This window comes from Quadrisphaera sp. GCM10027208 (assembly GCF_042658805.1).
GTDB lineage: Bacteria > Actinomycetota > Actinomycetes > Actinomycetales > SCSIO-59966 > SCSIO-59966.
Genome location: NZ_JBHSRC010000013.1, coordinates 1 through 25,824 on the forward strand (window position 1 = coordinate 1; position 25,824 = coordinate 25,824).

The following is a 25,824-nucleotide window of genomic DNA, read 5'->3' on the forward strand; positions in this document are numbered from 1 at the left end:
CGACGGCCGTGGGCGCCGTGGCACTCGTCGCCGTCCTGGCTGGCGCCGTGCTCGTGCCCGAGCTCCTCGACGGCGAAGGCGGCGGCCGGCCGAGCGCCCCAGCACCCGCGGTCGCCCCGGTGCCGGACCGGCCGCCGGTCGGCACCACGGCTGCGCCGGCGGTGCCGGCGGCCGTCGACCGGGCGCTGCGGTCCGCCGACCCGGTGGCTGCCGTGCCCGCGCTGGCCTGGCTGCGGGCCCGGGCGCTGACCGAGCGCGACGAGCGGCTCCTCCAGATGGCGAACGTACCGGGCGGGCCTGCGGCCGCGGACGACGCGGCGCTGTGGGCCGCGCTGGCCGAGCACCGGCTGCGCCTCGACGGGCTCGGGTTCGACGTCCGGTCCGCCGAGGTGGTCGAGCACGCCGGGGACCGGGCCCTGCTCGAGGTGCACGTCACGACGTCCGCGCACCGCCGGGTCGGCCCCGACGGTCAGGTCGTCGGCAACGTCCCCGCCCAGGAGCGGACCACCCGGCTGGAGCTGGTCCGCCACGACGGCCGCTGGCAGGTGGTCGCCAGCGGCTGACGGTGGCGGCTCAGGACCGGACCAGCCACTCCACCCCGGCGTGGATGTCCGGGTGGCGGAAGGTGTGACCGGCGGCAGTCAGCACCTCGGGCAGCACCCGCCGGCTGCCCAGGACCACCTCGGCGAACTGGCCGACGGCGATCCGCAGCGCGAACGGGGGCACCGGCACGAGAGCGGGGCGGTGCAGGGCCCGGGCGAGCTCGCGGGTCAGCTCGCGGTTGCGCACCGGCTGCGGTGCGGTGAGGTTCACCGGTCCGTCGACGTCGGCGTCCAGCAGGAACCGGACCGCGCCGATGTGGTCCTCCAGGGTGATCCAGCTCCACCACGCCCGGCCGGTGCCCATCGGGCCGCCGACGCCGGCGCGGAACAGTGGCAGCAGGCGCCCGAACGCGCCGCCGCCCGGGGCGAGCACGAGCCCGGTGCGCAGCGTCGCGACCCGGATCCCGGCCTCACGGGCCGGTTCGGCGGCCGCCTCCCACGCGACGCAGACCTCCGCCAGAAAGGTGTCCCCCGGCGGCGAGGTCTCGGTGAGCCGTTCGTCGCCGCGCTCGCCGTAGTAGTCGACGCCGGACGCCGACAGCAGCACCTTCGGCTTCGGCTCGAGGCGGGCCAGGGCGTTCACCAGCGTCGTCGTCGCGTCGACCCGGGAGGTGCGGATCGTCTCCTTGTACGCGTCGGTCCACCGGTGGTCGCCCACGCCGGCGCCGGCCAGGTTGATCGCGGCGTCGACCGGGCCCGCGGCGGTGAGGTCGAGGTCACCGGCGGCTGGGTCCCACTGCAGCTCTCCTGGCCCCCGGGGTGGGCGCCGGACCAGCTGGACGACGTCGTGGCCGTCGGCCCGCAGCCGGCGGAGCAGGGGCTGGCCGATCAGCCCCGAGGCGCCGGTGACGACGACGCGCACGCTACAGGCCGAGGTCGGCTTCGAAGGCGCCCTCTTCCAGCCGCTCCTTGATGGTGGCGAGGAAGCGGGCGGCGTCGGCGCCGTCGACCAGCCGGTGGTCGTAGGACAGCGCCAGGTACATCATCGACCGGATCGCGATGGTCTCCGCCCCGTCCACCTCGATGACGACCGGGCGCTTGACGACGCTGCCGGTGCCCAGGATGCCGACGTTCGGCTGGTTGATGATCGGGGTGTCGAACAGCGCGCCCCGGCTGCCGGTGTTGGTCAGCGTGAACGTGCCGCCGGACAGCTCGTCCGGCGTCACCTTGTTCGCGCGGGTCCGCTCGGCCAGGTCGGCGATCTTGCGGGCGAGACCGGCGATGTTGAGGTCACCGGCGTCCCGGATCACCGGGACGAGCAGGCCGCGCTCGGTGTCGACCGCGACCCCGAGGTTCTCCTGACCGTGGTAGACGATCTCGTCGCCCTCGATGCTCGCGTTGACGACCGGGTGCGCCTTGAGCGCCTCGACCGTGGCCAGCGCGAAGAACGGCAGGAACGACAGCTTGACACCCTCGCGGGCCTCGAAGTCGGCCTTGGCCCGCGCCCGCAACCGGGCGATCTTCGTGACGTCCACCTCGACGACCGTCGTCAGCTGGGCGGAGGTCTGCAGCGACTCCACCATCCGGGCGGCGATCACCTTGCGCAGCCGGCTCATCCTCTCGGTGGTGCCGCGCTTCGCGCCCGCGGGCGCGGGGCGCCGGGCCGGTCCCCCGGAGGTGGACCCGGCCGGCTGTGCCGCCGGCTGCTCGGGCTGACGTGCCTCCTCCGCGGCCCGCTGCGCAGCAGCGAGCACGTCCTGCTTGCGGATCCGGCCACCCACGCCGGTGCCCTCGACGGTGGACAGGTCGACGCCGTGCTCGGCGGCGAGCTTGCGCACCAGGGGCGTGACGTAGGCGGCGTTGTCGCCGGTGGCCCGGCCGGCCGACGGCCTGGTCTCGGTGGTCCGCTCGTCCCGGCTCGGGCTTTCGTCCTGGGCCGGGGCGGCCTCCTGCGCCGCGGGCTGCCGGCGCTCCTCGGCGGCCTGCTCGCCGGCGCCGGTGGAGCCGGAGGGCTGGGTCGCCGCCTCAGCCTGCTCGGCGGCCTGCTCGCGCACCTCCGCCTCCTTCTCCAGGGAGCCGGCGGCGACGTCCTCGTCGTCCCCTGCCTCGTCCTGCCCTGCCTGGTCCTGTCCTGGCTCGTCCTGTCGGGGCTGCTCGGCCGCCGGGGCCGCCTGCCCGCCGCCACCGGACGCCGAGCCGACGATGGCCAGCTGTGCGCCCACCTCGACGGTCTCGTCCTCGGAGACCAGGATCTTCTGGATCGTGCCGGCCACCGGGGAGGGGATCTCGGTGTCGACCTTGTCGGTGGACACCTCGAGCAGCGGCTCGTCGACCTCGACGGTGTCGCCCTCGGACTTCAGCCAGCGGGTGACCGTGCCCTCGGTGACGCTCTCACCGAGCGCCGGCATCGTCACCGGGGTCCCCTCCTGGTCCGTCCCCTGCTGGCCGGTGTCCTGCTGGCCGGTGTCCTGCTGGCGGGTGTCCTGCTGGCCGGTGTCCTGAACGGAGGCCTCCGGCGGCACCTGCGGCTCCTCGGTGTCCTGGTCAGCGTGCCGGGTCGGCTCCTCCTGCGAGGCCTGCTCGGTCGCCGCGTCGTCGGACGACTCCGCGGTGCCTCCGGCGTCCAGCCCGCCGGCCTCGGAGGGCTCGCCGATGACGGCCAGCTTCGCGCCGACCTCGACGGTCTCGTCCTCATCGACGAGGATCTCGGTCAGCGTGCCCGCGAACGGCGAGGGGATCTCGGTGTCGACCTTGTCGGTGGACACCTCGAGCAGCGGCTCGTCGACCTCGACCGTGTCACCCACCTGCTTGAGCCACCGGGTCACGGTTCCCTCGGTGACGCTCTCGCCAAGGGCGGGCATCTCCACGGAGTTCGACATCGTTGGGGTCTCCGATCCTCGTGAGTGGGTGAGTCAGCTGTGGGAGTGCAGCGGCTTGCCGGCCAGCGCCAGGTGGGCCTCGCCCATGGCCTCGTTCTGCGTCGGGTGGGCGTGGACCAGCTGGGCGACCTCCTCGGGGAAGGCCTCCCAGTTGACGATGAGCTGCGCCTCGCCGACCTGCTCGCCCATCCTGGCGCCGACGGCGTGCACGCCGACGACCGGACCGTCCTTCTGCCGCACCAGCTTGATGAAGCCCTGGGTGCCGAGGATCTGGCTCCTGCCGTTGCCGCCGAGGTTGTACTCGTAGGTCTGTACCCCGTCCTCGCCGTGGACCTCCTTGGCCTGCGCCTCGGTGAGCCCGACGGAGGCGATCTCCGGGTCGCAGTAGGTGACCCGTGGGATGTTCGCCTCTACGATCGGGACGGGGTTCAACCCGGCGATCTCCTCGGCGACGAAGATCCCCTGCTGGAAGCCGCGGTGGGCGAGCTGGAGGCCCGGGACGATGTCGCCGACGGCGAACACGTTCTCCACGTTGGTGCGCAGCCGCTCGTCAGTCGGCACGAAGCCGCGGTCGAGGGTGACCCCCGCCTCCTCGTAGCCGAGGCCGTCGGTGACCGGGCCGCGGCCGACGGCGACGAGGAGCAGGTCGGCCTCCAGGGTGTCGCCGCTCTCCAGGGACACCCGGACGCCGTTGTCGTCCTGCTCGACCCCGCTGAACTTCACGCCGGTCCGGAACCCGATCTTGCGCCTGCGGAAGGCCCGCTCGAGTGCCTTGGAGACGGCCTCATCCTCGGCCGGGACCAGGCGGGGCAGGGCCTCGACGATGGTGACCTCGGCGCCGAAGGACCGCCACACGCTGGCGAACTCGACCCCGATGACGCCGCCGCCGAGCACGACCACCTTCTCCGGGACGTAGTCGAGCTGCAGCGCCTGGTCGCTGGTGATCACCCGACCGCCGATCTCCAGGCCGGGCAGCGAGCGCGCGTAGGAGCCGCTGGCCAGGACGACGTGACGGCCGGTGTACCGCCGGCCCTCGACCTCGACCGTGTCCTTGGCCACGAGCCGGCCCTCGCCCTCGACGAGGGTGAGGCGGTGGGCCTTGGCGAGCCCCTGCAGACCCTTGTAGAGCCGGCCGACCACGCCGTCCTTGTAGGCGTTCACACCGGCCATGTCGATACCGCCGAGGCTGGTCTGGACCCCGAACTTCTCACCCTCGCGAGCCGTGTCGGCGATCTCCGCGGCGTGCAGCAGCGCCTTGGTGGGGATGCAGCCGCGGTGCAGGCAGGTGCCGCCGAACTTGTCCCTCTCGACGATGGCGACGCTCAGCCCCAGCTCGGCGGCGCGGAAGGCGCAGGCGTAACCGCCGCTGCCCCCGCCGAGGATGACGACATCGAAGACCTGCCCGTCGGAGTCGGCCACGGAAACGCTCCCTTGCGTGTCGATCTGCTCGCTCGGTGGTGCTGCTCGATCGGGGCCAATCCTGGCACTACCCGACACCGCCGCCGCAAGCGCACCTGCCGCCAGGTCCGTGAGCGTCCGGGGCACGCCCGGTACCGTCCTGGCGCATGGGTCTGTTCTCGCGACTGCGCCGCCGGTCGGCCGGGACGGGTGCGCCGTCCGGGTCGGCCTCGTCGTCCAAGGCTGCCCGCGGCGCGGCCTCCCGGCACCTCGAGGAGTTCGCCACCAGCCGCAAGGGGGTCGAGGGGTTCGTCGAACCGGCCACCACCGTCACCCCGACCACACTGCTGCTCGTCGCCCACGACGGGGAGTGGACCCGGCGGGCCGTCCCGGACCGGGAGACCGCGTTCGGCTTCGCGCGCCGGCTCGGCGTGCCGGTGTACGACGTGCACCTGTCGGGGTACCCGCAGCGGATGCGGGACTACAACGCGCGGCAGAAGCGGGACGGGGGCGCGGGGCCGCGCTGATCACGCCGCGGCTGGGGCGGTGAATGCCGCGGCGTTCCCTCAGCCCCGGTTCCGGCCCTTGCCGGGGGTGCCCTCCGAAGCCGGGGTGCTGGCGCGCTCCGAGCGCTCTGTGGTGGCCTTCTTCGCAGCGACGGCTGCCTTCTTCTCGACCACCTTCTGCGTCGCCGCAGCACGCTGCTCGGGACCCACGGCGTCCGGCCTGGCCGCTGGGGCGGCGTCCTCCTCGGCGACATCCTCCTCGGCGACATCCTCCTCGGCGGCCGCCGTGCCGGCGGTGTCCTCCTCCGGGGCCGCGTCCTCGGGGGTCTCGGACTCCGGGACGACGCACCCCGTCCGGGCCGCCTCGCTGACCCGCTCGCCGTGGTTGCGGTAGCCGTCGCTGGTGGTCCGGTCCCGCGCGATCGAGGACACGTACTGGCCGTGGTTGGTGACGCCCTCGGGACATGCCGGAGAAGCAGCCTCGTCACCGTTCTCGGTGTCCTCGCCGGTCTCCGTGTCGTCCTCCCCGACCTCCGTGTTCTCGGTGTCGTCGGTGTCCTCGGTGTCCTGAGGGTCCGGCGTGCTCTCCTCAACGTCCTCGGTCGACTCAGCGTCCTCGGTGTCGTCGGTGCCGTCGTCGTCGAGGTCGAGGGCCCCGGTCGTCGCGTCGGGTGAGACGTCGGACGTCCCGACCGAGGTGGTGGAGGAGGTCGGCTCCGTCGTGGCGGCGAGTGCGCCGCCGGCTCCCAGGGCGAGGGCTGCCGCGGCGACGGCTGCAACCTTGGCCTGCGAACCGATGAGGGACACCAGCGATCGGGACACGAGCTCTCCTCCGGGGCACTGGTCGTGAAGCACTGGTCTTGAGGCACAGGGCCGACGGTCGTCGACCTGACACCCTCCTATCGCCCGTCCGGGAGAGTTCGTTACACAGCGCTGCGTCCTCAATCCGCAGCGTCACCGTCAGACGCGTCGCCGGTGCGGCGCCGCGGCGTCCGGGGCGAGGCTCAGCGGGCGGAGGCCACGTCCTCGAGCAGCGTGACGAGCGTGCGGACGCCGACGCCGGTGCCCCCCTTGCCGGTGTAGCCCCACGGCGCGGACTCGTTGAACGCCGGGCCGGCGATGTCGAGGTGCGCCCACGGCAGACGTCGGCCGTCCTCGGTGGTCGGCACGAACTCCCGCAGGAAGAGCCCGGCGACGAGCATCCCGCCGAACCGGTCCCCGATGTTGGCGATGTCGGCCACCTGCGAGTCCAGGCTGGCGCGCAGCTCCTCGGGCAGCGGCATCGGCCAGAACTGCTCCCCGGCGGCGTCGGCCGCGGCGCGGACGTCCGCCACGAGCGCGTCGTCCGAGCCCATCACCGCCGAGACCCGGTTGCCGAGGGCGACCATCTGCGCCCCGGTGAGGGTAGCGATGTCGATGATGGCGTCGGGGTTCTCCTCGCCTGCCGCGACGATGGCGTCGGCAAGCACGAGCCGCCCCTCGGCGTCCGTGTTGAGCACCTCCACGGTGCGGCCACCGTAGGTGGTGAGCACGTCCGAGGGCCGCTGCGCGGTGCCCGACGGCATGTTCTCGGCCAGCGCCATCCAGCCGGTCACCCGCACCGGCAGTCCCAGCCGCGCCACCGCGAGCACGGTCTCCAGCACCACCGCGGCACCGGCCATGTCGAGCTTCATCGTCTCCATGCCCTGCGCCGGCTTGATCGACAGCCCGCCGGAGTCGAAGGTGATGCCCTTGCCGACGAGGGCGACGTGCCGCGCCGCGCCGCGCGGGTGGTAGGCGACCTTCACCAGTCGCGGCGGGCGGGAGGAGCCCTGCCCGACGCCGAGGATGCCGCCGTAGCCCCCCGCGGCGAGCTGCTTGTCGTCCAGGACGGTCACCTTCACCGGCGCGCCCTTGGCCTGGTCCTGGGCGCGCCGGGCGAACTCGGCCGGGTACAGGTCGGCCGGCGGGCAGTTCACCAGGTCCCGGGTGGCGGCCACCGCCTCGGCGACGACGTGGGCCCGCTCGATGGCGGCCTTGAGGTGCCTGTCCCGGTACCGCGGGGTGACCAGGTGCACGGTGGCGACCGGCTCCTTGTGCCGGTCAGCGGTGCGGGCCCGGTAGGCCCGGTAGGCGTACGCGCCGAGCAGGGCGCCCTCGGCGACCGCGGTCGCGGTCGCGACGTCGTCCGCCGGCAGCGCCACCGCGACGGTCGGGGTGCCGGCGAGCTCGCGGACGGCCGCACCTGCAGCCCGCCGCAGCGCCTCCAGCGACGGGGCCTCGTCCCCGGCCAGCGACCCGGTCCCGGTCAGCACCACCACCGGGGCCGCGACCTGCCCGCCGGAGGGGACGCGGTGCACCTCGTCGGCCTTGCCGCTCACCCCCAGCGCGCTCAGCGACGACAGCGCCGATCGCAGTCCCCGGGGCAGCGCGTCGGCGCCCAGCAGCACCGGGCCCTCCGGGGTCGCGGCGGTGGCCACGACGAGCGCGTCGGCCTTGACGGACCGAGGGTCCTTGCCGGTCGGGGACAGCGTGGGCACGGCAGCTCCTGGTGTCGCGGGCGGTGTGACGTGGCAGGTGGCGACCGGCCGAGCAGCGGCCGACGTCGTCCGCCGATGCTAACGACACCGCCGGCGGTAGGTTGCCCGGCATGGCTTCCGAGACCAGCGCCCCGGCGAGCCCACGGACCGGACCCCTGCACGACCGGCACGTCGCCGCCGGTGCCAGGACGGCGGAGTTCGGCGGCTGGACGATGCCGTTGGAGTACCCCGGCGGGGGGGTGCTCAAGGAGCACGCGGCCGTCCGGGAGGCCGTCGGCCTCTTCGACGTCAGCCACCTCGGCAAGGCCGTCGTCCGGGGCCCCGGTGCGGCCGACCTGGTCAACCGCACGCTGACCAACGATCTGGCCCGGATCGCTCCGGGCCGGGCCCAGTACACGCTGTGCTGCGACGACGCCACCGGCGGCGTCGTCGACGACCTCATCGTCTACCTGCGCTCGCCCGAGGAGGTGTTCGCCGTGCCGAACGCGGCGAACGCGGTCGAGGTGATCCGACGGCTGCGCGACGCCGCCCCGGACGGCGTCGAGGTCGTCGACCAGCACACCGACCTGGCCGTGCTCGCCGTGCAGGGCCCGCTGGTGGACGACGTGCTCACCGACGTGGGTCTGCCCGCCGGGCACGAGTACATGAGCTTCATCGACACCACCTGGCGCGGTGTCCCGGTGACCGTGTGCCGCACCGGCTACACCGGCGAGCGGGGCTACGAGGTGCTGCCCCGGTGGGAGGACGCCGGCGAGGTGTGGGACGCCCTGCTCACGGCCGTCACCGCACGGGGCGGGCTGCCGGCCGGTCTCGGCGCCCGGGACACGCTGCGCACGGAGATGGGGTACGCGCTGCACGGCCACGAGCTGTCGCTGGACATCACGCCGGTGATGGCGGGCGTCGGCTGGGCCGTCGGCTGGGACAAGCCGCAGTTCTGGGGCCGTGACGTCCTCGTCGAGCAGCGCGCCGCCAAGTCGGGCCCGCTGGCCCGTGGACTGCTGGCCCGCGACCGGGGTGTCCTGCGCGACGGGCTGGACGTCGTCCGCGGGCAGGGTGCCGAGGTCGTCGGCCGCACGACGTCCGGCACGTTCTCACCCACTCTGCGCAGGGGCATCGCCCTGGCCCTGCTCGACCGCACCGTGCGCCTGGGGGACGAGGTCGCGGTCGACGTCCGGGGCCGGCTGGTGCGCTGCGAGGTGGTCCGTCCACCGTTCGTCCGCGACCGTACCCGGGAGGACTGAACCTCCGAGCGGTGCCCGGGTCGGCACCGTGCACGGGTCAGAACGACGCGACGACCAGGGCCGCCGTCGCGGCGGTCTCGACCGCGGCGCCCAGGACGTCGCCGGTCACCCCGCCGAGGCGTCGCACGCCGTGCACGACGAGCAGCCCGGCCGCTGCCCAGCCGGCCAGCACCGCCGGCGCCAGGCCCACCACCGCGGCGCCCACGACCACGACGACACCCACGCCGACGGCCGCGGTCCTCGGGACGCTGCCGGCCACGGTCGCCCCCAGGCCGTGCGGCCGCGCCGCCGGGACCCCCCGGGCGCAGGCCCCGGCGAGCACGGCCCGGCTGGCCAGGACGACCGCCAGTGCCGTGACGGCACCGCGACCCGCTCCGTGCTCGGTGACCACGGCGCCCAGCGCGGCCACCTGGGCGAGCAGCACGAGCACCACCACGGCCACCCCGGCCGGACCGGAGTCCCCCCGGCGCATCACCTCCAGCGCCCGGTCCCGGTCGCGGGACGCCGCCAGCCCGTCGGCGGTGTCGGCCAGCCCGTCGAGGTGCAGTCCCCGGGTCGCCAGGGCGAGCGCCCCCACCGCGGCCGTCGCGGTGACCAGCGGTTCGGCACCGAGCGCCGCGAGCACGACGACGACACCCCCGGCCAGGGCGCCGAGGACCGCGCCGGGCACCACTGCCAGCGTCATCGCCGCGCCGGCCACCGCGCCGTCCACCTGTCGGGGGACGGGCACGGGCACCGCGGTGAGCGTCCCCACGGCGAGCCGCAGCCCGTCCTGCACCGGGAGCCTCACGGCAGCTCGAGGGTGCTGCCGGCGACCACGAGCAGGCGGCGCTCGCTGGCTGCCGCGACCCGCTGGTTGAGCCGCCCCAGCCAGTCCCGGAAGACACCCCCGGAGCGGTGCGCCGGCACGACACCCGACCCGACCTCGTTGCTCACCGCCACCACCGGGACGGGCACCTCGCGCCACGCGGCGAGCAGCTCGTCGACGGCGTCGCCCGCCGCCTGCTCCCAGCCGGCGGCGTCGTCCCAGGCCCCGGCGTCCTCGAGGACGCCGGTCAGCCAGGTCCCGAGGCAGTCCACCAGGAGCGGTGTGCTGGCCGAGCGGAGGACGGCGGCGACGTCGCTGGTCTCCACCGTCCGCCAGCCAGGGGGGCGGTGCTGCTGGTGGTGGCGCACGCGCGCGTCCCAGTCGTCGTCGGCACCGTCCGCCGGGCGGCCGGTGGCCACGTAGGTGACGGCCGGCTCGGCGGCCAGCAGCCGTTCAGCGGCCGTCGACTTGCCGGAGCGGGCGCCGCCGAGCACGAGGGTCCGCCGGGGCGGCGTCGGCGGCCGGGGCCGGGCTCCTACCCCCACGGTGAGCACCTCGCCGTCCCGGCCGGCGGCGGCACCCCACGCGGCGAGCCGGCTGCTCAGCTGGGGCTCCGGCGGGTTGTGGTGGCCCAGGTGGACGGCCACCACACGGGTGCCACCGCCGACCGCGCCGGCGCGGCGCAGCCGGGCCAGGTCGGCCGCGAACGACGGCAGGTCGTGGTGCCGCGTGCCGTGGGTGGCGTGGTCCCCGAAGGTCTCCTCGAGCAGCAGGACGTCGAGCGGCTCGGCGCCGAGCGCAGCGACCGTCTCCTCGGGCAGCGGGCCGGTGTCGGTGGCGTACAGCAGGCGGCGGCCCTCGGCGTTGGAGACCAGCCACAGCACCGCCTCGCCGTCGTGGTCTGCGGGTAGGGCCCGCACGCCGTACCCGCCGACCCGCAGCTCCTCGCCGGCCTGGACCGGGCACCACCGCAGCGCTGCGCCGGGTGCCGCCCAGGGCCGCCACTGCTCGATCACCTCGCCGGGCCCGGCGACGACGAGCGGCTCCGTTCGGTGCGCCCAGGACCGGGACAGCAGCGCCATCGGGGCACTGTGGTCGGGGTGCGCGTGGGTGAGCAGCACGGCCTCCAGCCGGTCCAGCTGCCGTCCGGCGCGCAGCGCGGCCCGCGGCGTCTCCGGTCCGCAGTCCAGCAGCAGGACGTCGTCGACGAGCGCGGACGTCGGCGTCCGCACGATCCCGGCGTCGAGCTGGGTGGTGCAGGAGGCGCACCGGCAGAACGGGTTCGGCCAGCCGTCGGCCGAGCCGGTGCCCAGCAGCAGCACCTCCATCAGGTGGTCACCACGGGGGCGTCGAAGGCGGCGCGGCGCAGGCCGCGGCGCAAGGTGGCCAGCAGCGCCCGGCCGGCCACCAGGCACAGCACGGCGGTGAGCACGCCGCGCACGAGGTCCCACGCCAGGCTCGTCACGACGTAGAAGGCGGCGTAGTGGGCGAGGTTCTGGGCCGCCGAGGCCGTCGGGTCGTAGCCCCCGCCCTCCGGGCCGGTGGTCAGGAACGGCCAGAAGTACAGGTTCATCACGGCGCCGTACCCCAGGCCGGCCACCAGACCGTAGCCCGCCAGCAGCCACCGCTCCGCGCGCCCCGAGGCCCTGGGCAGCAGCCCGGCACCCATCGTCACCCAGCCCGCCGCGAGCATCTGGAACGGCGCCCACGGGCCGATCCCGCCGGTGAGAAACGCGCCCACCAGCATCGCCAGGGTGCCGAGCAGGAACCCGGCCCCCGGGCCGAGCGCCCGCCCGGCGACCACAAGGAGGAAGAACATCGGCTCCAGGCCGGCGGTGCCGGCACCCAGCACCCGCAGCGCCCCGCCCACCGACGCCAGCACCCCGAGCAGGGCGACGGTCTTGGCGTCCAGCCCGCCGGAGGCCAGCTCCGCCGCGGCGACCGCCGCGAGCAGGCCGAGGACGACGACGAACAGCCACGGCGCCACCGCCTGCTGGCCCCCCTCGGTCGTGCGCAGGACGAACGGCCAGGTGAAGGCGGCCACCCCGACCAGCGACGTGCCGGCCAGCACGAGCGCGGCCCGTGGTCGCACCCGCAGGACCGGACGGTGCCCCGTGCTGTTCACGAGGCCGTCTCCAGCGCGGCCTGGAGGTCCTGCACCGTGAGCCACGGCGCCGGGTGCATCACCTTGGCGATCTGCGGGGCGAACGCGGGCGAGGCGGCCAGCACGTCCGCGGCCGGCCCCCCGGCGACCACCTCCCCGTCCGCGAGCACCACCACCTCGTCCGCGACCTCGGCCGCGAGCTCGACGTCGTGGGTGGCCATCAGCACGGCGTGGCCGGACGCCGCCAGCTCGCGCACGTGCGTGACCAGCCGGCCCTTGCTGCCGTAGTCCAGCCCCCGGGTGGGCTCGTCCAGCAGCAGCACCTTCGGCGCAGCCGCGAGCACGACGGACAGCGCGAGCGCCAGGCGCTGCCCCTCGGAGAGGTCGCGGGGGTGGGTGGCGTCGTCGATACCCGGTGCCAGGTGCTCGAGCAGGTCCCGGGTGGTACCGGCCGGCACCGCCAGGTCGGCGTCCGCGGTCGAGCACTCCTGCGCCACGGTCTCCGCGTAGAGCAGCACCGTCGGGTCCTGCGGCACCAGGCCGACGGTGCGCACCAGCCGCTCCAGCGGGGTGCCGTCCGGCCGCAGCCCGTCGACCCTCACCCGTCCGCTCGCCGGGCGCACCTGCCCGGCCAGGGCCGCGAGCAGCGTCGACTTGCCGGCGCCGTTGCGTCCCATCAGCGCGGTGACGGTGCCCGGCGCCAGGGCGAGGTCGACGCCGCGCAGCACCGGCACCCCGCCGCGACGGACGACGAGCCGTTCCGTGGTCGCCAGCGGTGACCGGTCCGGCGAGGTCACCGGTGCGGGCAGCACCCGGCGCGGGGCGACGCCGGCGAGGCGGCCACGCAGACCGGCGGCCGCACGGCGGGCGTCGCGCACGGACAGCGGCAGCGGCGACCAGCCGGCGAGCCGGCCGAGGTCCACCACCGGCGGGGTCACCGGGCTCGTCCGCATCGCCTCGGCAGGCAGGTCGTCGCGGACCGCGCCGTCCTCCACCACGACGACCCGGTCGGCGTACTGCACGACCCGCTCGAGGCGGTGCTCGGCGAGCAGCACGGTCAGCCCCAGGTCGTGCACGAGGCGCGTCAGCGTGCCGAGCACCTCCTCGGCGGCGACCGGGTCCAGGGCCGAGGTGGGCTCGTCGAGCACCAGCACCCGCGGGTTGGCCACCAGCACCGAACCGATCGCCACCCGCTGCTGCTGGCCTCCGGACAGCGTGCGCAGGGTGCGTGACCGGACGTCGACGAGCCCGAGCAGGTCGAGCATCTCCTCGACCCGCCGACGCATCGAGGCGCCGTCCGCGCCGAGCATCTCCAGGGAGTAGGCGAGCTCCTCCTCGACGGTGTCGGTGACGAAGCCCGAGGTGGGGTCCTGCCGGACGACGCCCACGACGTCCGCCAGGTCCCGCGGACGGTGCGTGCGGGTGTCGCGTCCGTCGACCACGACCCGGCCGCCCAGCACGCCTCCGGTGAAGTGCGGGACGAGCCCGTTGACGCACCCCAGCAGGGTCGACTTGCCCGACCCCGTCGGTCCGACGACGAGAGCGAGCTCCCCCTCGGAGATCTCGAGGTCGACGCCGCTGAGCGCCGGCCTCGGGGCGTCCGGGTACCGCACGGACACCCGCTCGAAGGTGATCACGACCGAGCCTCACCGGGTCTGACGGCCGGGGCCGCGCGGCGCGGTGCCGGTGGCAGCGTCGCGCGCAGCGGCGGCAGCGGGGCGAGCCAGGCCGGCAGCACGGCGACCAGGACGGCGAGCACGACGACCGACGGCATGGCCGGCACGCCCACGGGGGACGTCGGCGGCACCAGCCCCGGCAGACCGAGCTGGGCGTAGACCAGCACGACCACGGCCGGGACCAGTCCGCTGACGACCACTGCCCACTCGGGCAGCGCCCACGGGTCCGGCCGGTAACGGCTGCGCGGGTCGCGGCGCGCGCCTCGCCACAGCGCAACCGCACCGGCGGCCGCCCCGAGGACGACCAGCGGCAGGCCCAGCGCCGGTGGCGACCCGCCGTCCAGCAGTCCGTACACGCCGACCACTACGCCGGCGACGCTCGTCACGCTCAGTGCCCCGGCGAGCCGCCGGTCCCGCGGGTCCCGGTGCACGCTCCGACCGTAGCCGCGGGACTCCATCGCGGCCGCCAGCTCCAGGGAGCGCTCCAGGGCACCTTCGAGAACCGGCACCGTGACCCGGGCGAGCTCGCGGGGGCCACGCCCCGGACGGCCGCGTAGGCGGCGGGCGCTGCGCACCCGGCGGGCGTCGTCCACCAGCTGGGGGGCGTACGTCATCGCGACGACCAGCGCCGTGCCCACCTCGTAGAGGGTGGCGGGCACGTGCCGCAGCAGCCGCCGTGGGCTGGCCAGCGCGTTCGCGGCGCCGACGCAGGCCAGCACGGCGGCGAGCCGGGCCCCCTCGTAGGCGGCGTACGGGACCTCCTCGGCGGTGACCGGCCCGCCGATCCGCACCCCCTCCAGCGGTCCGGGCAGGGGCAGCCGCGGCAGCTCGAACAGGACGGTGCGGCCACCCACGCCGGAGCCCAGCACGAGCTGCACGACCACCCGGACGACGATCATGGTCAGCCCGAGCAGGAGGAACGCCGCGAACACCGGTGGGGTCCCCACCTCCCGGCGCGACGCCACGACGTAGGCGGCCACCGCCACGACCAGCGCCAGCACGAGCGGGTTCGTCGTCCGGCTGGCCGCCGTCGCCAGGCAGACGGCCCACACCCACCACGCCACCGGGTGCAGGTGACGGGCAAGGGTGGGGCGGTCCGCCGGGCGCATCAGCCGTCGGCCAGGTCCCGGCGCCGCCGGGACGCGGCCACCGCGAGGGCGACGACCGCGGCGGCGGCGGCGATACCCAGCCACAGCCCCGCGCCCGGGCCCTCGTCGTCCTCGGCTGCTGCGGCGTCGTCGTCCGCGGCTGCTGCCGCGTCGTCATCCGAGGCCTGACTCTCGGTGGCGTCGTCCGTCGGGGTCTGGCCCACCAGGCCAGTGAGCTCCACCGGCTCGTCCGCGGCCGCGGCCTCCGGTGACACCTCCGGGACGGGGTCGCCACAGCCGGTCGCCGGGTAGCCGTCGAGGCCGCAGACCAGGCCGTCCTCGACGCGGGTCTCGGCGACGGTGGCGAGCACGTCGGCGCCACTCGCTGCCTCGTCCACCACGGCACAGTCGGCGCGCGGCTCCGGCGGCTGCGCGCCGTCCGGGGCGTCGGCCTCCCGGCCGTAGTCGATCACGACGGCGACCCGCTTCTCACCCGCTGCGGCCTCCTCGGCGCCGCAGACCTCCTCGAAGGCGGGCAGAGCCCGGGGCGTGCGGACGTCGGAGGGACCAGCGACGGCGAAGCGCCAGCCCTCGACCGCGCCATCGGCCGGCGTGGTGCCGTCCGGGCCGGTCTGGGCGAACGCCCACTCATCCTCGGTGAGCTGGTAGTAGCCCCAGTAGCGGTAGGCGTCCTGGGCGCTGGTGGCGGCCGCGGGGGAGACCCCGGCGGTCACGGCCAGCGCGAGGGCGCCGAGCAGGGTGCCCGCGCGCACCAGGCGCTGGGGCAGACGGAACAGGGTCATCGGTGAGACCTCCCTTCGCGCTGGGCTCAGGAAGGCATGAGGCACCGTCCCGGCTCCAGTCCGCGAACCACGACGGACGACAGGTGGAGCCAACGCCCGCGCCAGGTGCTCCGGCTCGCCGCCAGGCCCGCCGGCCCCTGGTGGGGGAGCAGCGAGGGCGGCCTACGGTTGCGGGTCAGCGCCGGAATCCGACCGGCTTCCCCTGCACGCGAGGTCGACGGGCGGATGCTCCCACTACGGGTGTGCCCGCGTCAAAGCGCTGTGGCCGGGTGACGCCGTGGCCGGGTAGGTGGTGTCCTTGGACGACGACGACGGCGCCGCCGACGGCGCCGCCGACGGGCCTGCTGCCCCTACGGTGAGACCGTGACGACTTTCAGCTGGATGTTCGAGGATGCCGCCGGCGATCCGGTGCCTGTCGACGTGGGCCAGCCGTCAGACGGCTTCCCCACGCAGGCGGACGCCGAGACCTGGATCGGCGAGACCTGGCGGGACCTGCTCGACGCCGGGGTCGAGCAGGTGCGACTGCTGGAGGACGCCCACGAGGTCTACGGCCCGATGAGCCTGCGCCCCGCCGAGTAACCCCCCACCCCCCTCTCGGTGATCATGCAATCCCGCCACCCCCCGCCCCCTCTCGGTGATCATGCAATCCCGCCACCCCCCGCCCCCTCTCGGTGATCATGCAATCCCGCCACCTCCCTAGACGAGGGCGGACGGCACGGTGGGACGCCTCATGGCCACTGGCGGCCGCTCCAAAAGGTGACATGGGCCTTGGCAGCCAATGTCCGGTCAGGGCCCACCACCACAGAATGCTGCGCTCGGCACCGCCTGACCGGCGTGTCGCGCCACCAACCCAGCATTCTGCGAGCCGGACGGCGGTCGGCTGGGTGGCGGGATTGCATGATCACCGAGGGGGGAGGGTGGCGGGATTGCATGATCACCGAGAGGGGGGTGGAGGGTGGCGGGATTGCATGATCACGGAGGGGGTTAGGCGGCGCGGGTTCGAGGAGCGCCCTCAGCCGTCTTGCCCGGGTCACGCTCGACGACGTCGCCGAGCGCCTCGTCGATGCGGCGCATCGCGTCCTGCGGGATGCGCACCCCCGACGCCTTGGCGTTCTCGCTCACCTGCTCGGGCCGTGAGGCGCCGATGATGGCTGCGGCGACGTTGTCGTTCTGCAGCACCCACGCGACGGCCAGCTGCGCCATCGTCAGACCGAGCTCGTCGGCGATCGGCCTCAGCCGCTGCACCCGCTCGAGCACGTCGTCGTTCAGGAACCGCGCGATGGTGCTGGCGCCACCCTTCTCGTCGGTGGCCCGCGAGCCCTCCGGCACCGGCTGGCCCGGCTGGTACTTGCCGGTGAGCACGCCCTGCGCGATGGGGGACCAGACGATCTGGGAGATCCCCAGCTCGCGCGAGGTCGGGATCACCTCGCCCTCGATCACGCGCCACAGCATGGAGTACTGCGGCTGGCTGGAGATCAGCTGGACGCCGAGCTCCCGGGCCAGCGCGTGACCCTGGCGGATCTGGTCGGCGGTCCACTCGCTGACGCCGATGTACAGCGCCTTGCCGGCCCGGACGATGTCGGCGAACGCCTGCATCGTCTCCTCCAGCGGCGTCTCGGTGTCGTACCGGTGCGCCTGGTAGAGGTCGACGTAGTCGGTCTGCAGCCGGCGCAGCGAGCCGTTGATCGACTCCATGATGTGCTTGCGGGACAGCCCGGTGTCGTTCGGACCCTTCGGGCCGGTCGGCCAGTAGACCTTCGTGAAGATCTCCAGGCTCTCGCGGCGCTCGCCCTTGAGCGCCTCGCCCAGCACGCTCTCCGCCACCGTGTTCGCGTACGCGTCCGCCGTGTCGAAGGTGGTGATCCCCTCGTCGAGGGCGGCGCGCACGCACCGGGTCGCGACGTCGTTCTCGACCTGGGAGCCGTGGGTCAGCCAGTTGCCGTAGGTGATCTCGGAGATCTTCAGACCGCTGTTGCCGAGGTATCGGAATTCCATATCCGTCAGCCTAGGCCCGGGCCAAGTCATCCCACGACCGGCGTCATCCACGACCGGCGTCATCCCGCGCTGGCTCCACCCGCTGGTCAGCTGGGGTACTGGCCCCGGGCCACCATCGGCTTGGGCAGTCGCGTCCGGCGGATCTGGAACGCACGCAGGACGCCGTAGCGCACCGAGCCCTTCGGCACGCCGTCCGGGCCGAACTTCTCAGCCAGTCGGCGGGACAGCTGCCTGGACAGCACGAAGCCGTCGACGAGGGAGAACACGACCGTCAGCCACAGCAGGGCGGTGGCGGCCAGCTGGGCGACCGGGTCCATGACGAACGTCAGCAGGACGACGACCATCGCCACGACGAGGAAGTACTCCCCGGCGTTGCGGCGGGCGTCCACGTAGTCTCGCACGAACCGCTTGACCGGTCCGCGGTCTCGCTCGGGCAGGTGGCGCTCGTCACCGGTCAGCATCGCCTCCCGGGTCTTGGCGCGCTCTGCCTTCATCTGCTCGCGGTAGGCCTTCGCGGCGGCCTTGCGGTCGTTCGGCACCAGCGGGCGCTTGCGGGCCGCCTCACGCTCTCGACGCTTCGGCGTCGGCCGCCCCTTGCCGCCCACCTTCTCCGCCACCGAAGCGGTGGTGGTCGCCGAGCCGTCGTTGCGAGCGTCGTCCTTGCTCCGTCCGAACACCCGCCCAGCCTATGCGGTCACCGCGCCGGTAGTTTCCCGCGTCATGACCACCCAGCCGGAGACCGACGTCCAGACCTACCGTGACCGGCTCGCGGAGCTGTGGGACGGCGTGCGCGCCGACCTGGAGGACCTCGTCCGGATCCCGAGCGTTTCGGCGGCCGCCTTCGACCAGGTGCACGTGGCCGCCAGCGCCGAACGGGTCGCCGGCCTGCTGCGGGACGCTGGGATGCCCGAGGTGGAGGTCCTCACCGCCCCCCGACCGGACGGCACGGTCGGCGCCCCCGCCGTCGTCGCGCGCCGGCCCGCCCCGGCCGGCGCCCCGACCGTGCTGCTCTACGCCCACCACGACGTCCAGCCGCCCGGCCGTGAGCAGGACTGGACCACTCCGCCGTTCGACCCGGTCGAGCGCGACGGACGGCTCTACGGCCGCGGGACGGCGGACGACAAGGCCGGGGTGATGACCCACGTCGCCGCGCTGCGCGCCCTGCTGCCGACGTGGGGCCCGGACGACGGTGTCGGCGTCACGGTGTTCGTCGAGGGCGAGGAGGAGGTCGGCTCCCCGTCCTTCGGCGCCTTCCTGCGCGAGCACCGCGACCGGCTGGCCGCCGACGTCATGGTCGTCGCCGACTCCGACAACTGGACCGTCGACCAGCCGTCGCTGACGACGTCCCTGCGCGGCCTCGTCGAGGCGGTCGTCGAGGTGCGCACCCTGCGGCACGCCGTGCACTCCGGCATGTACGGCGGTGCCGTCCCGGACGCGATGACCGCGACCCTGCGGCTGCTCGACCGGCTCTGGGACGACGACGGGGCCGTCGCCGTCCCCGGGCTGCTGCGCAGCGAGGCGGCGGACCTGGACTACGCCGAGCAGACCCTGCGAGCGGACGCCGGCGTCCTGGACGGCGTCCGGCTTCTCGGTCGCGGGTCGCTGCTCTCGCGGATGTGGACCCAGCCGTCCCTGACCGTCGTCGGCATCGACGCCCCGAGCGTGGCGCACGCCTCGAACACCCTCCAGCCCGCCGTCCGGGCCAAGCTCTCGCTGCGGGTCGCCCCCGGCCAGGACCCGGCCGAGGCCTACGAGGCGCTGCGACGTCACCTGCTGGACTCGGCCCCGTTCGGGGCACAGGTCGACGTCACCCTCAAGGAGACCGGCAGCGCGTTCGCCGGTGAGCTCGACGGACCCGTCTACGACACCGCACGCTGGGCGCTGTCCCAGGCCTGGGACGGCGCCGACGTCGTGCACGCCGGGGTCGGCGGGTCGATCCCGTTCGTCGCCGACCTCAAGGAGCAGTTCCCCGACGCCACGGTGCTCATCACCGGTGTGGAGGACCCGGACACCCGGGCGCACGGCTACGACGAATCGCTGCACCTCACCGTGCTGCGACGCGCCGCGCTCGCCGAGACGCTGCTGCTGGCCGCGCTGAGCGGACGCTGACCGGCGCCGTGCGCGTCCTGCTCGCGCCGGACTGCTTCACCGGCACGCTGACCGCCGCCCAGGCCGCCGAGGCGCTCGCGGCCGGCTGGGCCGACCACGCCCCGGACGACGAGCTCGACCTGTGCCCGCTGTCGGACGGCGGCCCGGGCTTCGTCGACGTCCTGCACCGGTCCATGGGCGGGCAGCTGCGCTCCCTGACCGTGCCCGGGCCGCTCGGTGAGGACGTCCCCGCGGCGATGCTCGTCGTCGACGGCACGGCGTACGTGGAGTCTGCCCACGCCTGCGGGCTGCACCTGGTCCCCGTCGAGCGACGAGACCCCACCCGGACGACGTCCACCGGGCTGGGAGCCCTACTCGAGGCCGCCGCCGAGGCGGCCGGCCGCGTCGTCGTCGGCCTCGGAGGGACCGGCACGGTCGACGGGGGAGCGGGCCTGCTCGCCGCACTGGGGGCGGGGGACCCCGGCCTGCTCGGCCGCGGCGGCGGCGCGCTGGCCGACCTGCCGGACGACGCCCTGGCGGGACTGGCCGCCGTCCGCGACCGGTTCGCCGGGACCGAGATCGTCGCCGCCACGGACGTCGACGTCCCGCTCCTCGGCTTCCACGGCGCCGCGGCCGGGTTCGCCGAGCAGAAGGGCGCCACCCCCGAGCAGGCCCAGCAGCTGGGTACGGCGCTCGGCCGGTTCGCCGAGGTGGCGCTCGGCGCTCTCGGCCCGGACGTCGCCCCGCAGCGGCTCGTCGCCGAGCCCGGCGCCGGGGCGGCCGGTGGCATCGGGTTCGCCCTGCTGCTGCTCGGGGCGACCCGCCGCTCCGGCACCGAGACCGTGCTCGAGGCCGTCGGGTTCGCCGACCGGCTGCGCCGCAGCGACCTCGTCGTCACCGGTGAGGGCACCGTGGACTGGCAGTCGATGCGCGGCAAGGTCGTCGCCGGCGTGGCGCACGAGGGCCTGGCGGCCGGGGTGCCGGTCGTCGTCGTCGCCGGGCAGGTGCACGCCGGCCGCCGCGAGATGCTCAGCGTCGGGATCGAGACCGCCTATGCGGTCGCGGAGACACCCGAGCAGGTCCGGGCCGCGCTGGCCGACCCGGCCGGCACGCTGCGTGCGCGCACGCGCCGGGTGGCCCGGACGTGGAGCCCGCCGCCACGGAAGTGACGAGGTCATGGAGACGAGGTCATGGAACTGATGCGGACCGGGGGTTACCCTGGTGCCATGACTGAGACCGTGTCCAGCACCCAGACCCACGGCGTCGAGCTCACCCCCGTCGCGGCGAGCAAGGTCAAGAGCCTGCTCGAGCAGGAGGGACGGGACGACCTGCGGCTGCGGGTCGCCGTCCAGCCCGGCGGCTGCTCGGGCCTCATCTACCAGCTGTACTTCGACGAGCGGACCCTCGACGGCGACGCCGTCCGGGACTTCGACGGCGTCGAGGTCGTGGTCGACCGGATGAGCGTGCCGTACCTCGACGGCGCGACGATCGACTTCTCCGACACCATCGAGAAGCAGGGCTTCACGATCGACAACCCGAACGCGCAGTCGTCCTGCGCGTGCGGCGACTCCTTCAGCTGAGGCCGGGCCGCACCACAGCGGGTCGAGCGGTCGCTCGCCGGCGCGCGGTACGGCGCTGAGCGCAGTCCCGGTGCCGCTCGAACCGCCCGCGTCGCCCTGGGCCGCGGAACTCGCCCGACGCGTCGTGACTGCCCCCCCGGGGGAGGACCTGGTCGCCGTCGGCGCCGACCTCGCCCCCGGAACCCTGCTGGCCGCCTACCGGGTCGGGGCGTTCCCCATGGGGGTGGGACTCCACGGTCGCCCACCGCTCGGCTGGTGGTCCCCGGACCCCCGCGGCGTCCTGCACCCGAGCGACCTGCGGGTGTCCCGCTCGCTGCGTCGCTCCGTGCGCCGGTTCGAGCTGCGGGTCGACACTGCCTTCGACGACGTCGTCGCCGGGTGCGCCGACCCCAGCCGGGACGGCCGCTGGATCACCCCGCAGATCGCGGACGCCTACCGCCTGCTGCACGCCTTGGGCTGGGCGCACTCGGTGGAGACCTGGCGTGACGGCCGGCTGGTCGGCGGCCTGTACGGCGTCGCCCTCGGGGGCCTGTTCGCCGGGGAGTCGATGTTCCACCGGGAGACCGACGCGTCCAAGGCCGCCCTCGTCGGTCTCGTCGCCCTGCTGCGGGCCGACGGCGACCCCCGCCGGCTCGTCGACGTCCAGTGGCGCACTGCGCACCTCGGCACGCTCGGGGTGACCGAGGTGCCACGTCAGCGGTACCTGCGGCTGCTGGAGCGCGCGCTCACCGCGCCCGACACCGACTGGGGCGCCGGGATCCTCGGCATCTGATCCCGGACGAAACGCCGTCACCCCGCCCTCCGCGGCAGAGGGCCGGGGGGTAGGGTGACGCCACGTCGATACCGCTGCTCCGGCGCTCCCGGGGCCGTTCTGGAGTGGAAGGCCGACTTGCGTCAGCAGATGCGAAGCCGTACCCGCCGCGCTCCCGCGCGCCTGGCGGCCCTGGCCGCCGTCGCCCTCGTCACCACCGGGTGCTCCGCGCAGGAGGTCCAGCAGGGCTGGATGCCCGGGCAGCCGGGGCTCACCGACAAGTGGGACCTCACCAAGGACCTCTGGGTGGGCTCCTGGATCGCCGCGCTCGCCGTCGGCGTCCTGGTCTGGGGCCTCATCATCTGGGCGGTGGTCGCCTACCGCCGGCGCAAGGACGACACCGGCTACCCGGACCAGGTCCGGTACCACGTGCCGATCGAGATCCTCTACACCGTCGTCCCCTTCATGATGGTCGCGGTGCTGTTCTACTTCACCGCACGGGACCAGACGATCATCGAGTCGCTGGAGGAGGAGCCGGACCTCACCATCCAGGTGATCGGCAAGCAGTGGAGCTGGGACTTCAACTACCTCGACGACAATGTCTACGAGGCCGGCATCCAGACTCCTGTCGGCACCCCGCAGGAGGACGAGCAGATCCCCACCCTCTACCTGCCGGTGGACCAGACCGTCCGGCTGGAGCTGCAGTCCCGGGACGTCATCCACTCGTTCTGGGTGCCGCAGTTCCTCTACAAGAAGGACCTGATCCCCGGGCGGACGAACTACTACCAGGTCACCCCGCAGATCGAGGGCGTCTACGCAGGCAAGTGCGCCGAGCTGTGCGGCGAGTTCCACTCGGAGATGCTCTTCAACGTCGCGGTCGTCGACCAGGAGGAGTACGACCGGCAGATGGACGCGCTGCGGGCACGCGGGCAGGAAGGGGCGTTGCCGGTGAACCTCGGCCGCATCACCACCGAGCCGGACGAGCAGACCGAGGACCGCATCGGTGAGGATCGGGGCGGCCAGGAGAACGAGGGCGGGCAGAACGGATGACGCAGTACGAGGAGGCAGCTGCGACCACCGGCACGAGCGCCGAGCCCGTCCGGACGCTGGACCCGCCGGAGCGGCGGGGCAACGTCGTCGTCCGGTGGATGACGTCCACGGACCACAAGACCATCGGCTACCTGTACCTGATCACGTCCTTCGCGTGGTTCTGCATCGGCGGGGTGATGGCCCTGGTGATCCGGGCTGAGCTCTGGCAGCCCGGCCTGGAGGTCGTGCAGAGCAAGGAGCAGTACAACCAGCTGTTCACGATGCACGGCACGATCATGCTGCTGCTGTTCGCGACCCCGTTGTTCGCCGGCTTCGCGAACGTGATCATGCCGTTGCAGATCGGCTCGCCGGACGTCGCGTTCCCGCGGCTCAACATGTTCGCCTACTGGCTGTACCTGTTCGGTGGGCTCATCGTCGCGGCAGGGTTCTTCACCCCCGGTGGAGCGGCGAGCTTCGGCTGGTTCGCCTATGCGCCGTTGTCGAACGCCACCTTCTCACCGGGGGTCGGGGGCGACCTGTGGGTCTTCGGCCTCGCGCTCGCCGGATTCGGAACCATCCTCGGTGCGGTCAACTTCATCACGACCATCATCACGATGCGCGCCCCGGGCATGACGATGTTCCGGATGCCGATCTTCACCTGGAACACCCTGCTCACGTCGGTGCTCGTCCTCATGGCGTTCCCGGTGCTGGCGGCCGCCCTGTTCGCCCTCGGCTCCGACCGTCGGCTCGGTTCCCAGGTGTTCAACCCCGAGAACGGCGGCGCCATCCTGTGGCAGCACATGTTCTGGTTCTTCGGGCACCCCGAGGTCTACATCATCGCGCTGCCGTTCTTTGGCATCATCTCCGAGGTCCTCCCGGTGTTCAGCCGCAAGCCGATCTTCGGCTACAAGGGCCTCGTCTTCGCGACGATCGCGATCGCCGGTCTGTCCGTGACGGTCTGGGCGCACCACATGTACACCACCGGCGCCGTCCTCCTGCCGTTCTTCGCGTTCATGTCCATGCTCATCGCGATCCCGACCGGGGTGAAGTTCTTCAACTGGATCGGCACGATGTGGAAGGGGTCGTTGACGTTCGAGACGCCGATGTTGTGGTCCATCGGCTTCCTGGTCACGTTCCTGTTCGGCGGCCTGACCGGTGTGATCCTGGCCAGTCCGCCGCTGGACTTCCACGTCTCGGACACGTACTTCGTCGTCGCGCACTTCCACTACGTCGTGTTCGGCACCGTGGTGTTCGCGATGTTCGCCGGCTTCTACTTCTGGTGGCCGAAGTTCACCGGCATGATGCTCGACGAGCGACTCGGCAAGATCCACTTCTGGATGCTTTTCTTCGGATTCCACGGCACGTTCCTGATCCAGCACTGGCTCGGCGTGGTGGGTATGCCGCGCCGGTACGCGGACTACCTGGCCAGCGACGGATTCACCTGGATGAACCAGGTCTCGACCCTCGGCTCGTTCCTCCTCGGTGCCTCGATGCTGCCGTTCTTCTGGAACGTCTACGTCAGCTGGCGCAGCGCACCACGGGTCACCACCGACGACCCCTGGGGTTTCGGGCGCTCGCTGGAGTGGGCCACGTCGTGCCCGCCCCCGCGGCACAACTTCGTGTCGATCCCGCGCATCCGCTCTGAGTCCCCCGCCTTCGACCTGCACCACCCTGAGGTGGGTGCGGACAACCTGGCGCAGCCCGACTCCGCGCTCGCCAACGCGGTTGGCCCGGCCGACATGGGAGACAAGAAGTGAAGATCGAGACACTGGTCTTCGGCATGGGGGTTTTCTTCTTCACCCCAGTGGCCGTGATCTACGGCCTGCTGTCGAGCTGGGAGCCGGTGGGCACGGCCGCTCTGGCGCTGACCGCGGGGATGTCCGGCCTCGTCGGCGGCTACCTGTGGCTCACCGGTCGCAGGATCGGTGAGCGACCGGAGGACAACCCCCAGGGCGAGATCGCGGACGTGTCCGGCGAGTACGGGGAGTTCAGCCCGTGGTCGTGGTGGCCGCTGCCGCTGGCCCTCAGCGGCGCCATCATCTTCGCCGGGCTCGCCGTCGGCTGGTGGCTGGTCCTCATCGGCATCGGGTTCAGCGCGATCGCCCTCGTCGGCTGGGTCTACGAGTACTACCGCGGGGCGCACGCCCACTAGAGCTGAAGCCTTGTCGGCCCAACTAGGTCCGTCCGGGTGGCCGGTTTGCAGGCTCTCCCGTACGTGAGCCGGTGTCGCTTGCCAGCGTGATGGGACCACCCCACGTCGCCGACCGGTTCACCCCACCGACGACGACAGCACCTCTGACGGCCAGGGCACGGTTCGACTCCTACGCCACGGGCCGTGCGCGAGGCGCTGTCGCACGCGGTTGCTCGTGGCCGCACGGTCGACGCCGCTGGCAGACCTGCACTCGCGCCCGGTGCACCGCCTCCCCAGGCACGAAGGACGCAACGCCTTCGGCGTCCGCCGCACCAGCCTGCTGGTCGGCGACGTGCGCGACTTTGGTGGCTCTTCACGATTGAGGGTGTAGTCGCGGTCTGAAGCCTCCGGTCTCGAGCAGCGACCGCGCGATGTAGTTGGTCAGGTTGCGGAAGCCGAGGGCAGAGCCGCGGAGGTGCTCGAGGCGACCGTTGATGGCCTCGGTCGGTCCGTTCGATGTGCCGGGGCGGTCGAAGTAGGCCAGGACGTCGGCGGCGCGGCGCGTGAGGGTCCGGCCCAGTTTGCGCAGCTCGGTCAGGCCGGTGGGCACCGCGCTGGCGAGGGAGTCGATGATGGCGGCCATGACCTCGCGGCCGCGGGTCTTGTCGGGGTCGCGGTAGGCGGTG

General features: G+C 73.7%; 24 protein-coding genes, 1 pseudogene and 1 riboswitch. Of the genes and pseudogenes, 11 read left to right on the forward strand and 14 right to left on the reverse strand.

Going from position 1 to position 25,824, the window contains the following annotated elements; all coding sequences use genetic code 11:
* Positions 1-563: pseudogene (locus ACFP6A_RS14150) on the forward strand (hypothetical protein); the annotation flags it as partial.
* Between the two features lie 10 nt (positions 564-573).
* On the opposite strand, the gene ACFP6A_RS14155 reads toward ACFP6A_RS14150, so the two are convergent.
* Genes ACFP6A_RS14155 through lpdA form a run of 3 tightly spaced genes read right to left on the reverse strand, consistent with a single transcriptional unit; the run spans position 574 to position 4,840 of the window.
* Positions 574-1,464 (reverse strand): TIGR01777 family oxidoreductase, encoded by an 891-nt coding sequence (locus tag ACFP6A_RS14155; RefSeq protein ID WP_379604583.1) that lies wholly within the window; start codon positions 1,462-1,464, stop codon positions 574-576.
* A gap of 1 nt (position 1,465) precedes the next feature.
* Positions 1,466-3,421: a 2-oxoglutarate dehydrogenase, E2 component, dihydrolipoamide succinyltransferase gene (sucB, locus tag ACFP6A_RS14160; protein WP_379604585.1), complete on the reverse strand. Its 1,956-nt coding sequence runs from the start codon at positions 3,419-3,421 to the stop codon at positions 1,466-1,468.
* A gap of 33 nt (positions 3,422-3,454) precedes the next feature.
* Positions 3,455-4,840 carry a dihydrolipoyl dehydrogenase gene (gene lpdA / locus ACFP6A_RS14165; RefSeq protein ID WP_379604587.1) on the reverse strand — a complete coding sequence of 462 codons (1,386 nt, stop codon included), beginning with the start codon at positions 4,838-4,840 and terminating at the stop codon, positions 3,455-3,457.
* A 146-nt stretch (positions 4,841-4,986) separates the two neighbouring features.
* On the opposite strand from lpdA, the gene ACFP6A_RS14170 reads away from it, so the two are divergent.
* Positions 4,987-5,346 (forward strand): hypothetical protein, encoded by a 360-nt coding sequence (locus ACFP6A_RS14170; RefSeq protein ID WP_379604589.1) that lies wholly within the window; start codon positions 4,987-4,989, stop codon positions 5,344-5,346.
* 39 nt (positions 5,347-5,385) lie between these two features.
* Here the strand turns inward: ACFP6A_RS14170 and ACFP6A_RS14175 are convergent, their stop codons facing one another.
* The gene (locus ACFP6A_RS14175) at positions 5,386-6,147 is read right to left on the reverse strand and encodes a hypothetical protein (RefSeq protein ID WP_379604590.1); all 762 of its coding nucleotides are present in this window, start codon (positions 6,145-6,147) and stop codon (positions 5,386-5,388) included.
* A gap of 182 nt (positions 6,148-6,329) precedes the next feature.
* Entirely contained in the window at positions 6,330-7,844 is a 1,515-nt protein-coding gene (locus tag ACFP6A_RS14180; RefSeq protein WP_379604592.1) for a leucyl aminopeptidase, read from the reverse strand.
* 110 nt (positions 7,845-7,954) lie between these two features.
* Here ACFP6A_RS14180 and gcvT point away from each other — a divergent pair, with 110 nt between their 5' ends.
* A complete protein-coding gene (gcvT, locus tag ACFP6A_RS14185; protein WP_379604594.1) occupies positions 7,955-9,085 on the forward strand; it encodes a glycine cleavage system aminomethyltransferase GcvT in 1,131 nt (376 codons plus the stop codon).
* A gap of 37 nt (positions 9,086-9,122) precedes the next feature.
* On the opposite strand, the gene ACFP6A_RS14190 is transcribed toward gcvT, so the two are convergent.
* The 6 genes from ACFP6A_RS14190 to ACFP6A_RS14215 are packed head-to-tail and all read right to left on the reverse strand — an operon-like array spanning position 9,123 to position 15,564.
* A complete protein-coding gene (locus ACFP6A_RS14190) occupies positions 9,123-9,875 on the reverse strand; it encodes an adenosylcobinamide-GDP ribazoletransferase (protein ID WP_379604596.1) in 753 nt (250 codons plus the stop codon).
* Positions 9,872-11,221 carry a bifunctional adenosylcobinamide kinase/adenosylcobinamide-phosphate guanylyltransferase gene (locus tag ACFP6A_RS14195; protein ID WP_379604598.1) on the reverse strand — a complete coding sequence of 450 codons (1,350 nt, stop codon included), beginning with the start codon at positions 11,219-11,221 and terminating at the stop codon, positions 9,872-9,874. Before ACFP6A_RS14195 ends, ACFP6A_RS14190 begins: the two co-directional genes overlap by 4 nt.
* Complete coding sequence (locus ACFP6A_RS14200) at positions 11,221-12,018, reverse strand: ECF transporter S component (protein WP_379604600.1); 798 nt, start codon at positions 12,016-12,018, stop codon at positions 11,221-11,223. The genes ACFP6A_RS14195 and ACFP6A_RS14200 overlap by 1 nt, the downstream gene beginning before the upstream one ends.
* On the reverse strand, positions 12,015-13,634 hold the full coding sequence (locus ACFP6A_RS14205; RefSeq protein WP_379604602.1) for an ABC transporter ATP-binding protein: 1,620 nt from the start codon (positions 13,632-13,634) through the stop codon (positions 12,015-12,017). Before ACFP6A_RS14205 ends, ACFP6A_RS14200 begins: the two co-directional genes overlap by 4 nt.
* Positions 13,631-14,782: a CbiQ family ECF transporter T component gene (locus ACFP6A_RS14210; RefSeq protein WP_379604604.1), complete on the reverse strand. Its 1,152-nt coding sequence runs from the start codon at positions 14,780-14,782 to the stop codon at positions 13,631-13,633. Before ACFP6A_RS14210 ends, ACFP6A_RS14205 begins: the two co-directional genes overlap by 4 nt.
* Positions 14,782-15,564, reverse strand: a complete 783-nt coding sequence (locus ACFP6A_RS14215; RefSeq protein ID WP_379604606.1) for an SCO2322 family protein — start codon at positions 15,562-15,564, stop codon at positions 14,782-14,784. The genes ACFP6A_RS14210 and ACFP6A_RS14215 overlap by 1 nt, the downstream gene beginning before the upstream one ends.
* Positions 15,565-15,667: 103 nt before the next feature.
* A riboswitch (cobalamin riboswitch) is annotated at positions 15,668-15,768 on the reverse strand.
* 177 nt (positions 15,769-15,945) lie between these two features.
* Here ACFP6A_RS14215 and ACFP6A_RS14220 point away from each other — a divergent pair.
* On the forward strand, positions 15,946-16,143 hold the full coding sequence (locus tag ACFP6A_RS14220; protein ID WP_379604627.1) for a hypothetical protein: 198 nt from the start codon (positions 15,946-15,948) through the stop codon (positions 16,141-16,143).
* A gap of 405 nt (positions 16,144-16,548) precedes the next feature.
* Here the strand turns inward: ACFP6A_RS14220 and ACFP6A_RS14225 are convergent, their stop codons facing one another.
* Both ACFP6A_RS14225 and ACFP6A_RS14230 read right to left on the reverse strand, forming a co-directional pair.
* The gene (locus ACFP6A_RS14225) at positions 16,549-17,559 is read right to left on the reverse strand and encodes an aldo/keto reductase family protein (RefSeq protein ID WP_379604608.1); all 1,011 of its coding nucleotides are present in this window, start codon (positions 17,557-17,559) and stop codon (positions 16,549-16,551) included.
* An 86-nt stretch (positions 17,560-17,645) separates the two neighbouring features.
* On the reverse strand, positions 17,646-18,236 hold the full coding sequence (locus tag ACFP6A_RS14230) for a DUF3043 domain-containing protein (protein ID WP_379604610.1): 591 nt from the start codon (positions 18,234-18,236) through the stop codon (positions 17,646-17,648).
* 43 nt (positions 18,237-18,279) lie between these two features.
* Between ACFP6A_RS14230 and ACFP6A_RS14235 the strand changes: the two genes are divergently transcribed.
* The 7 genes from ACFP6A_RS14235 to ACFP6A_RS14265 all read left to right on the forward strand — a co-directional run bounded on the left by ACFP6A_RS14235 (position 18,280) and on the right by ACFP6A_RS14265 (position 25,159).
* A complete protein-coding gene (locus ACFP6A_RS14235; RefSeq protein ID WP_379604612.1) occupies positions 18,280-19,668 on the forward strand; it encodes a dipeptidase in 1,389 nt (462 codons plus the stop codon).
* Positions 19,669-19,676: 8 nt separating this feature from the next.
* Positions 19,677-20,816, forward strand: a complete 1,140-nt coding sequence (locus ACFP6A_RS14240) for a glycerate kinase (RefSeq protein ID WP_379604614.1) — start codon at positions 19,677-19,679, stop codon at positions 20,814-20,816.
* Positions 20,817-20,873: 57 nt separating this feature from the next.
* Positions 20,874-21,227 carry an iron-sulfur cluster insertion protein ErpA gene (gene erpA / locus ACFP6A_RS14245; RefSeq protein WP_379604616.1) on the forward strand — a complete coding sequence of 118 codons (354 nt, stop codon included), beginning with the start codon at positions 20,874-20,876 and terminating at the stop codon, positions 21,225-21,227.
* A gap of 124 nt (positions 21,228-21,351) precedes the next feature.
* A complete protein-coding gene (gene aat / locus ACFP6A_RS14250; protein ID WP_379604618.1) occupies positions 21,352-21,999 on the forward strand; it encodes a leucyl/phenylalanyl-tRNA--protein transferase in 648 nt (215 codons plus the stop codon).
* Between the two features lie 129 nt (positions 22,000-22,128).
* Positions 22,129-23,028 (forward strand): cytochrome c oxidase subunit II, encoded by a 900-nt coding sequence (coxB, locus tag ACFP6A_RS14255; RefSeq protein WP_379604620.1) that lies wholly within the window; start codon positions 22,129-22,131, stop codon positions 23,026-23,028.
* Positions 23,025-24,764, forward strand: a complete 1,740-nt coding sequence (gene ctaD, locus ACFP6A_RS14260; protein WP_379604622.1) for a cytochrome c oxidase subunit I — start codon at positions 23,025-23,027, stop codon at positions 24,762-24,764. The genes coxB and ctaD overlap by 4 nt, the downstream gene beginning before the upstream one ends.
* A complete protein-coding gene (locus tag ACFP6A_RS14265) occupies positions 24,761-25,159 on the forward strand; it encodes a cytochrome c oxidase subunit 4 (protein ID WP_379604623.1) in 399 nt (132 codons plus the stop codon). Before ctaD ends, ACFP6A_RS14265 begins: the two co-directional genes overlap by 4 nt.
* Before the next feature lie 352 nt (positions 25,160-25,511).
* Here the strand turns inward: ACFP6A_RS14265 and ACFP6A_RS14270 are convergent.
* A partial coding sequence (locus tag ACFP6A_RS14270) for a transposase (RefSeq protein ID WP_379604625.1) occupies positions 25,512-25,824 on the reverse strand: 313 nt, incomplete at its 5' end.

Excerpts from the sequence above, each read along its gene's own strand:
- ctaD (WP_379604622.1), top strand. The coding sequence starts at position 23,025 with ATGACGCAGTACGAGGAGGCAGCTGCGACCACCGGCACGAGCGCCGAG.
- coxB (WP_379604620.1), top strand. The coding sequence starts at position 22,129 with ATGCGAAGCCGTACCCGCCGCGCTCCCGCGCGCCTGGCGGCCCTGGCC.
- ACFP6A_RS14220 (WP_379604627.1), top strand. The coding sequence starts at position 15,946 with ATGTTCGAGGATGCCGCCGGCGATCCGGTGCCTGTCGACGTGGGCCAG.
- sucB (WP_379604585.1), bottom strand. The coding sequence starts at position 3,421 with ATGTCGAACTCCGTGGAGATGCCCGCCCTTGGCGAGAGCGTCACCGAG.
- ACFP6A_RS14170 (WP_379604589.1), top strand. The coding sequence starts at position 4,987 with ATGGGTCTGTTCTCGCGACTGCGCCGCCGGTCGGCCGGGACGGGTGCG.
- ACFP6A_RS14195 (WP_379604598.1), bottom strand. The coding sequence starts at position 11,221 with ATGGAGGTGCTGCTGCTGGGCACCGGCTCGGCCGACGGCTGGCCGAAC.
- ACFP6A_RS14235 (WP_379604612.1), top strand. The coding sequence starts at position 18,280 with ATGACCACCCAGCCGGAGACCGACGTCCAGACCTACCGTGACCGGCTC.
- ACFP6A_RS14225 (WP_379604608.1), bottom strand. The coding sequence starts at position 17,559 with ATGGAATTCCGATACCTCGGCAACAGCGGTCTGAAGATCTCCGAGATC.
- ACFP6A_RS14215 (WP_379604606.1), bottom strand. The coding sequence starts at position 15,564 with ATGACCCTGTTCCGTCTGCCCCAGCGCCTGGTGCGCGCGGGCACCCTG.
- gcvT (WP_379604594.1), top strand. The coding sequence starts at position 7,955 with ATGGCTTCCGAGACCAGCGCCCCGGCGAGCCCACGGACCGGACCCCTG.
- ACFP6A_RS14210 (WP_379604604.1), bottom strand. The coding sequence starts at position 14,782 with ATGCGCCCGGCGGACCGCCCCACCCTTGCCCGTCACCTGCACCCGGTG.
- erpA (WP_379604616.1), top strand. The coding sequence starts at position 20,874 with ATGACTGAGACCGTGTCCAGCACCCAGACCCACGGCGTCGAGCTCACC.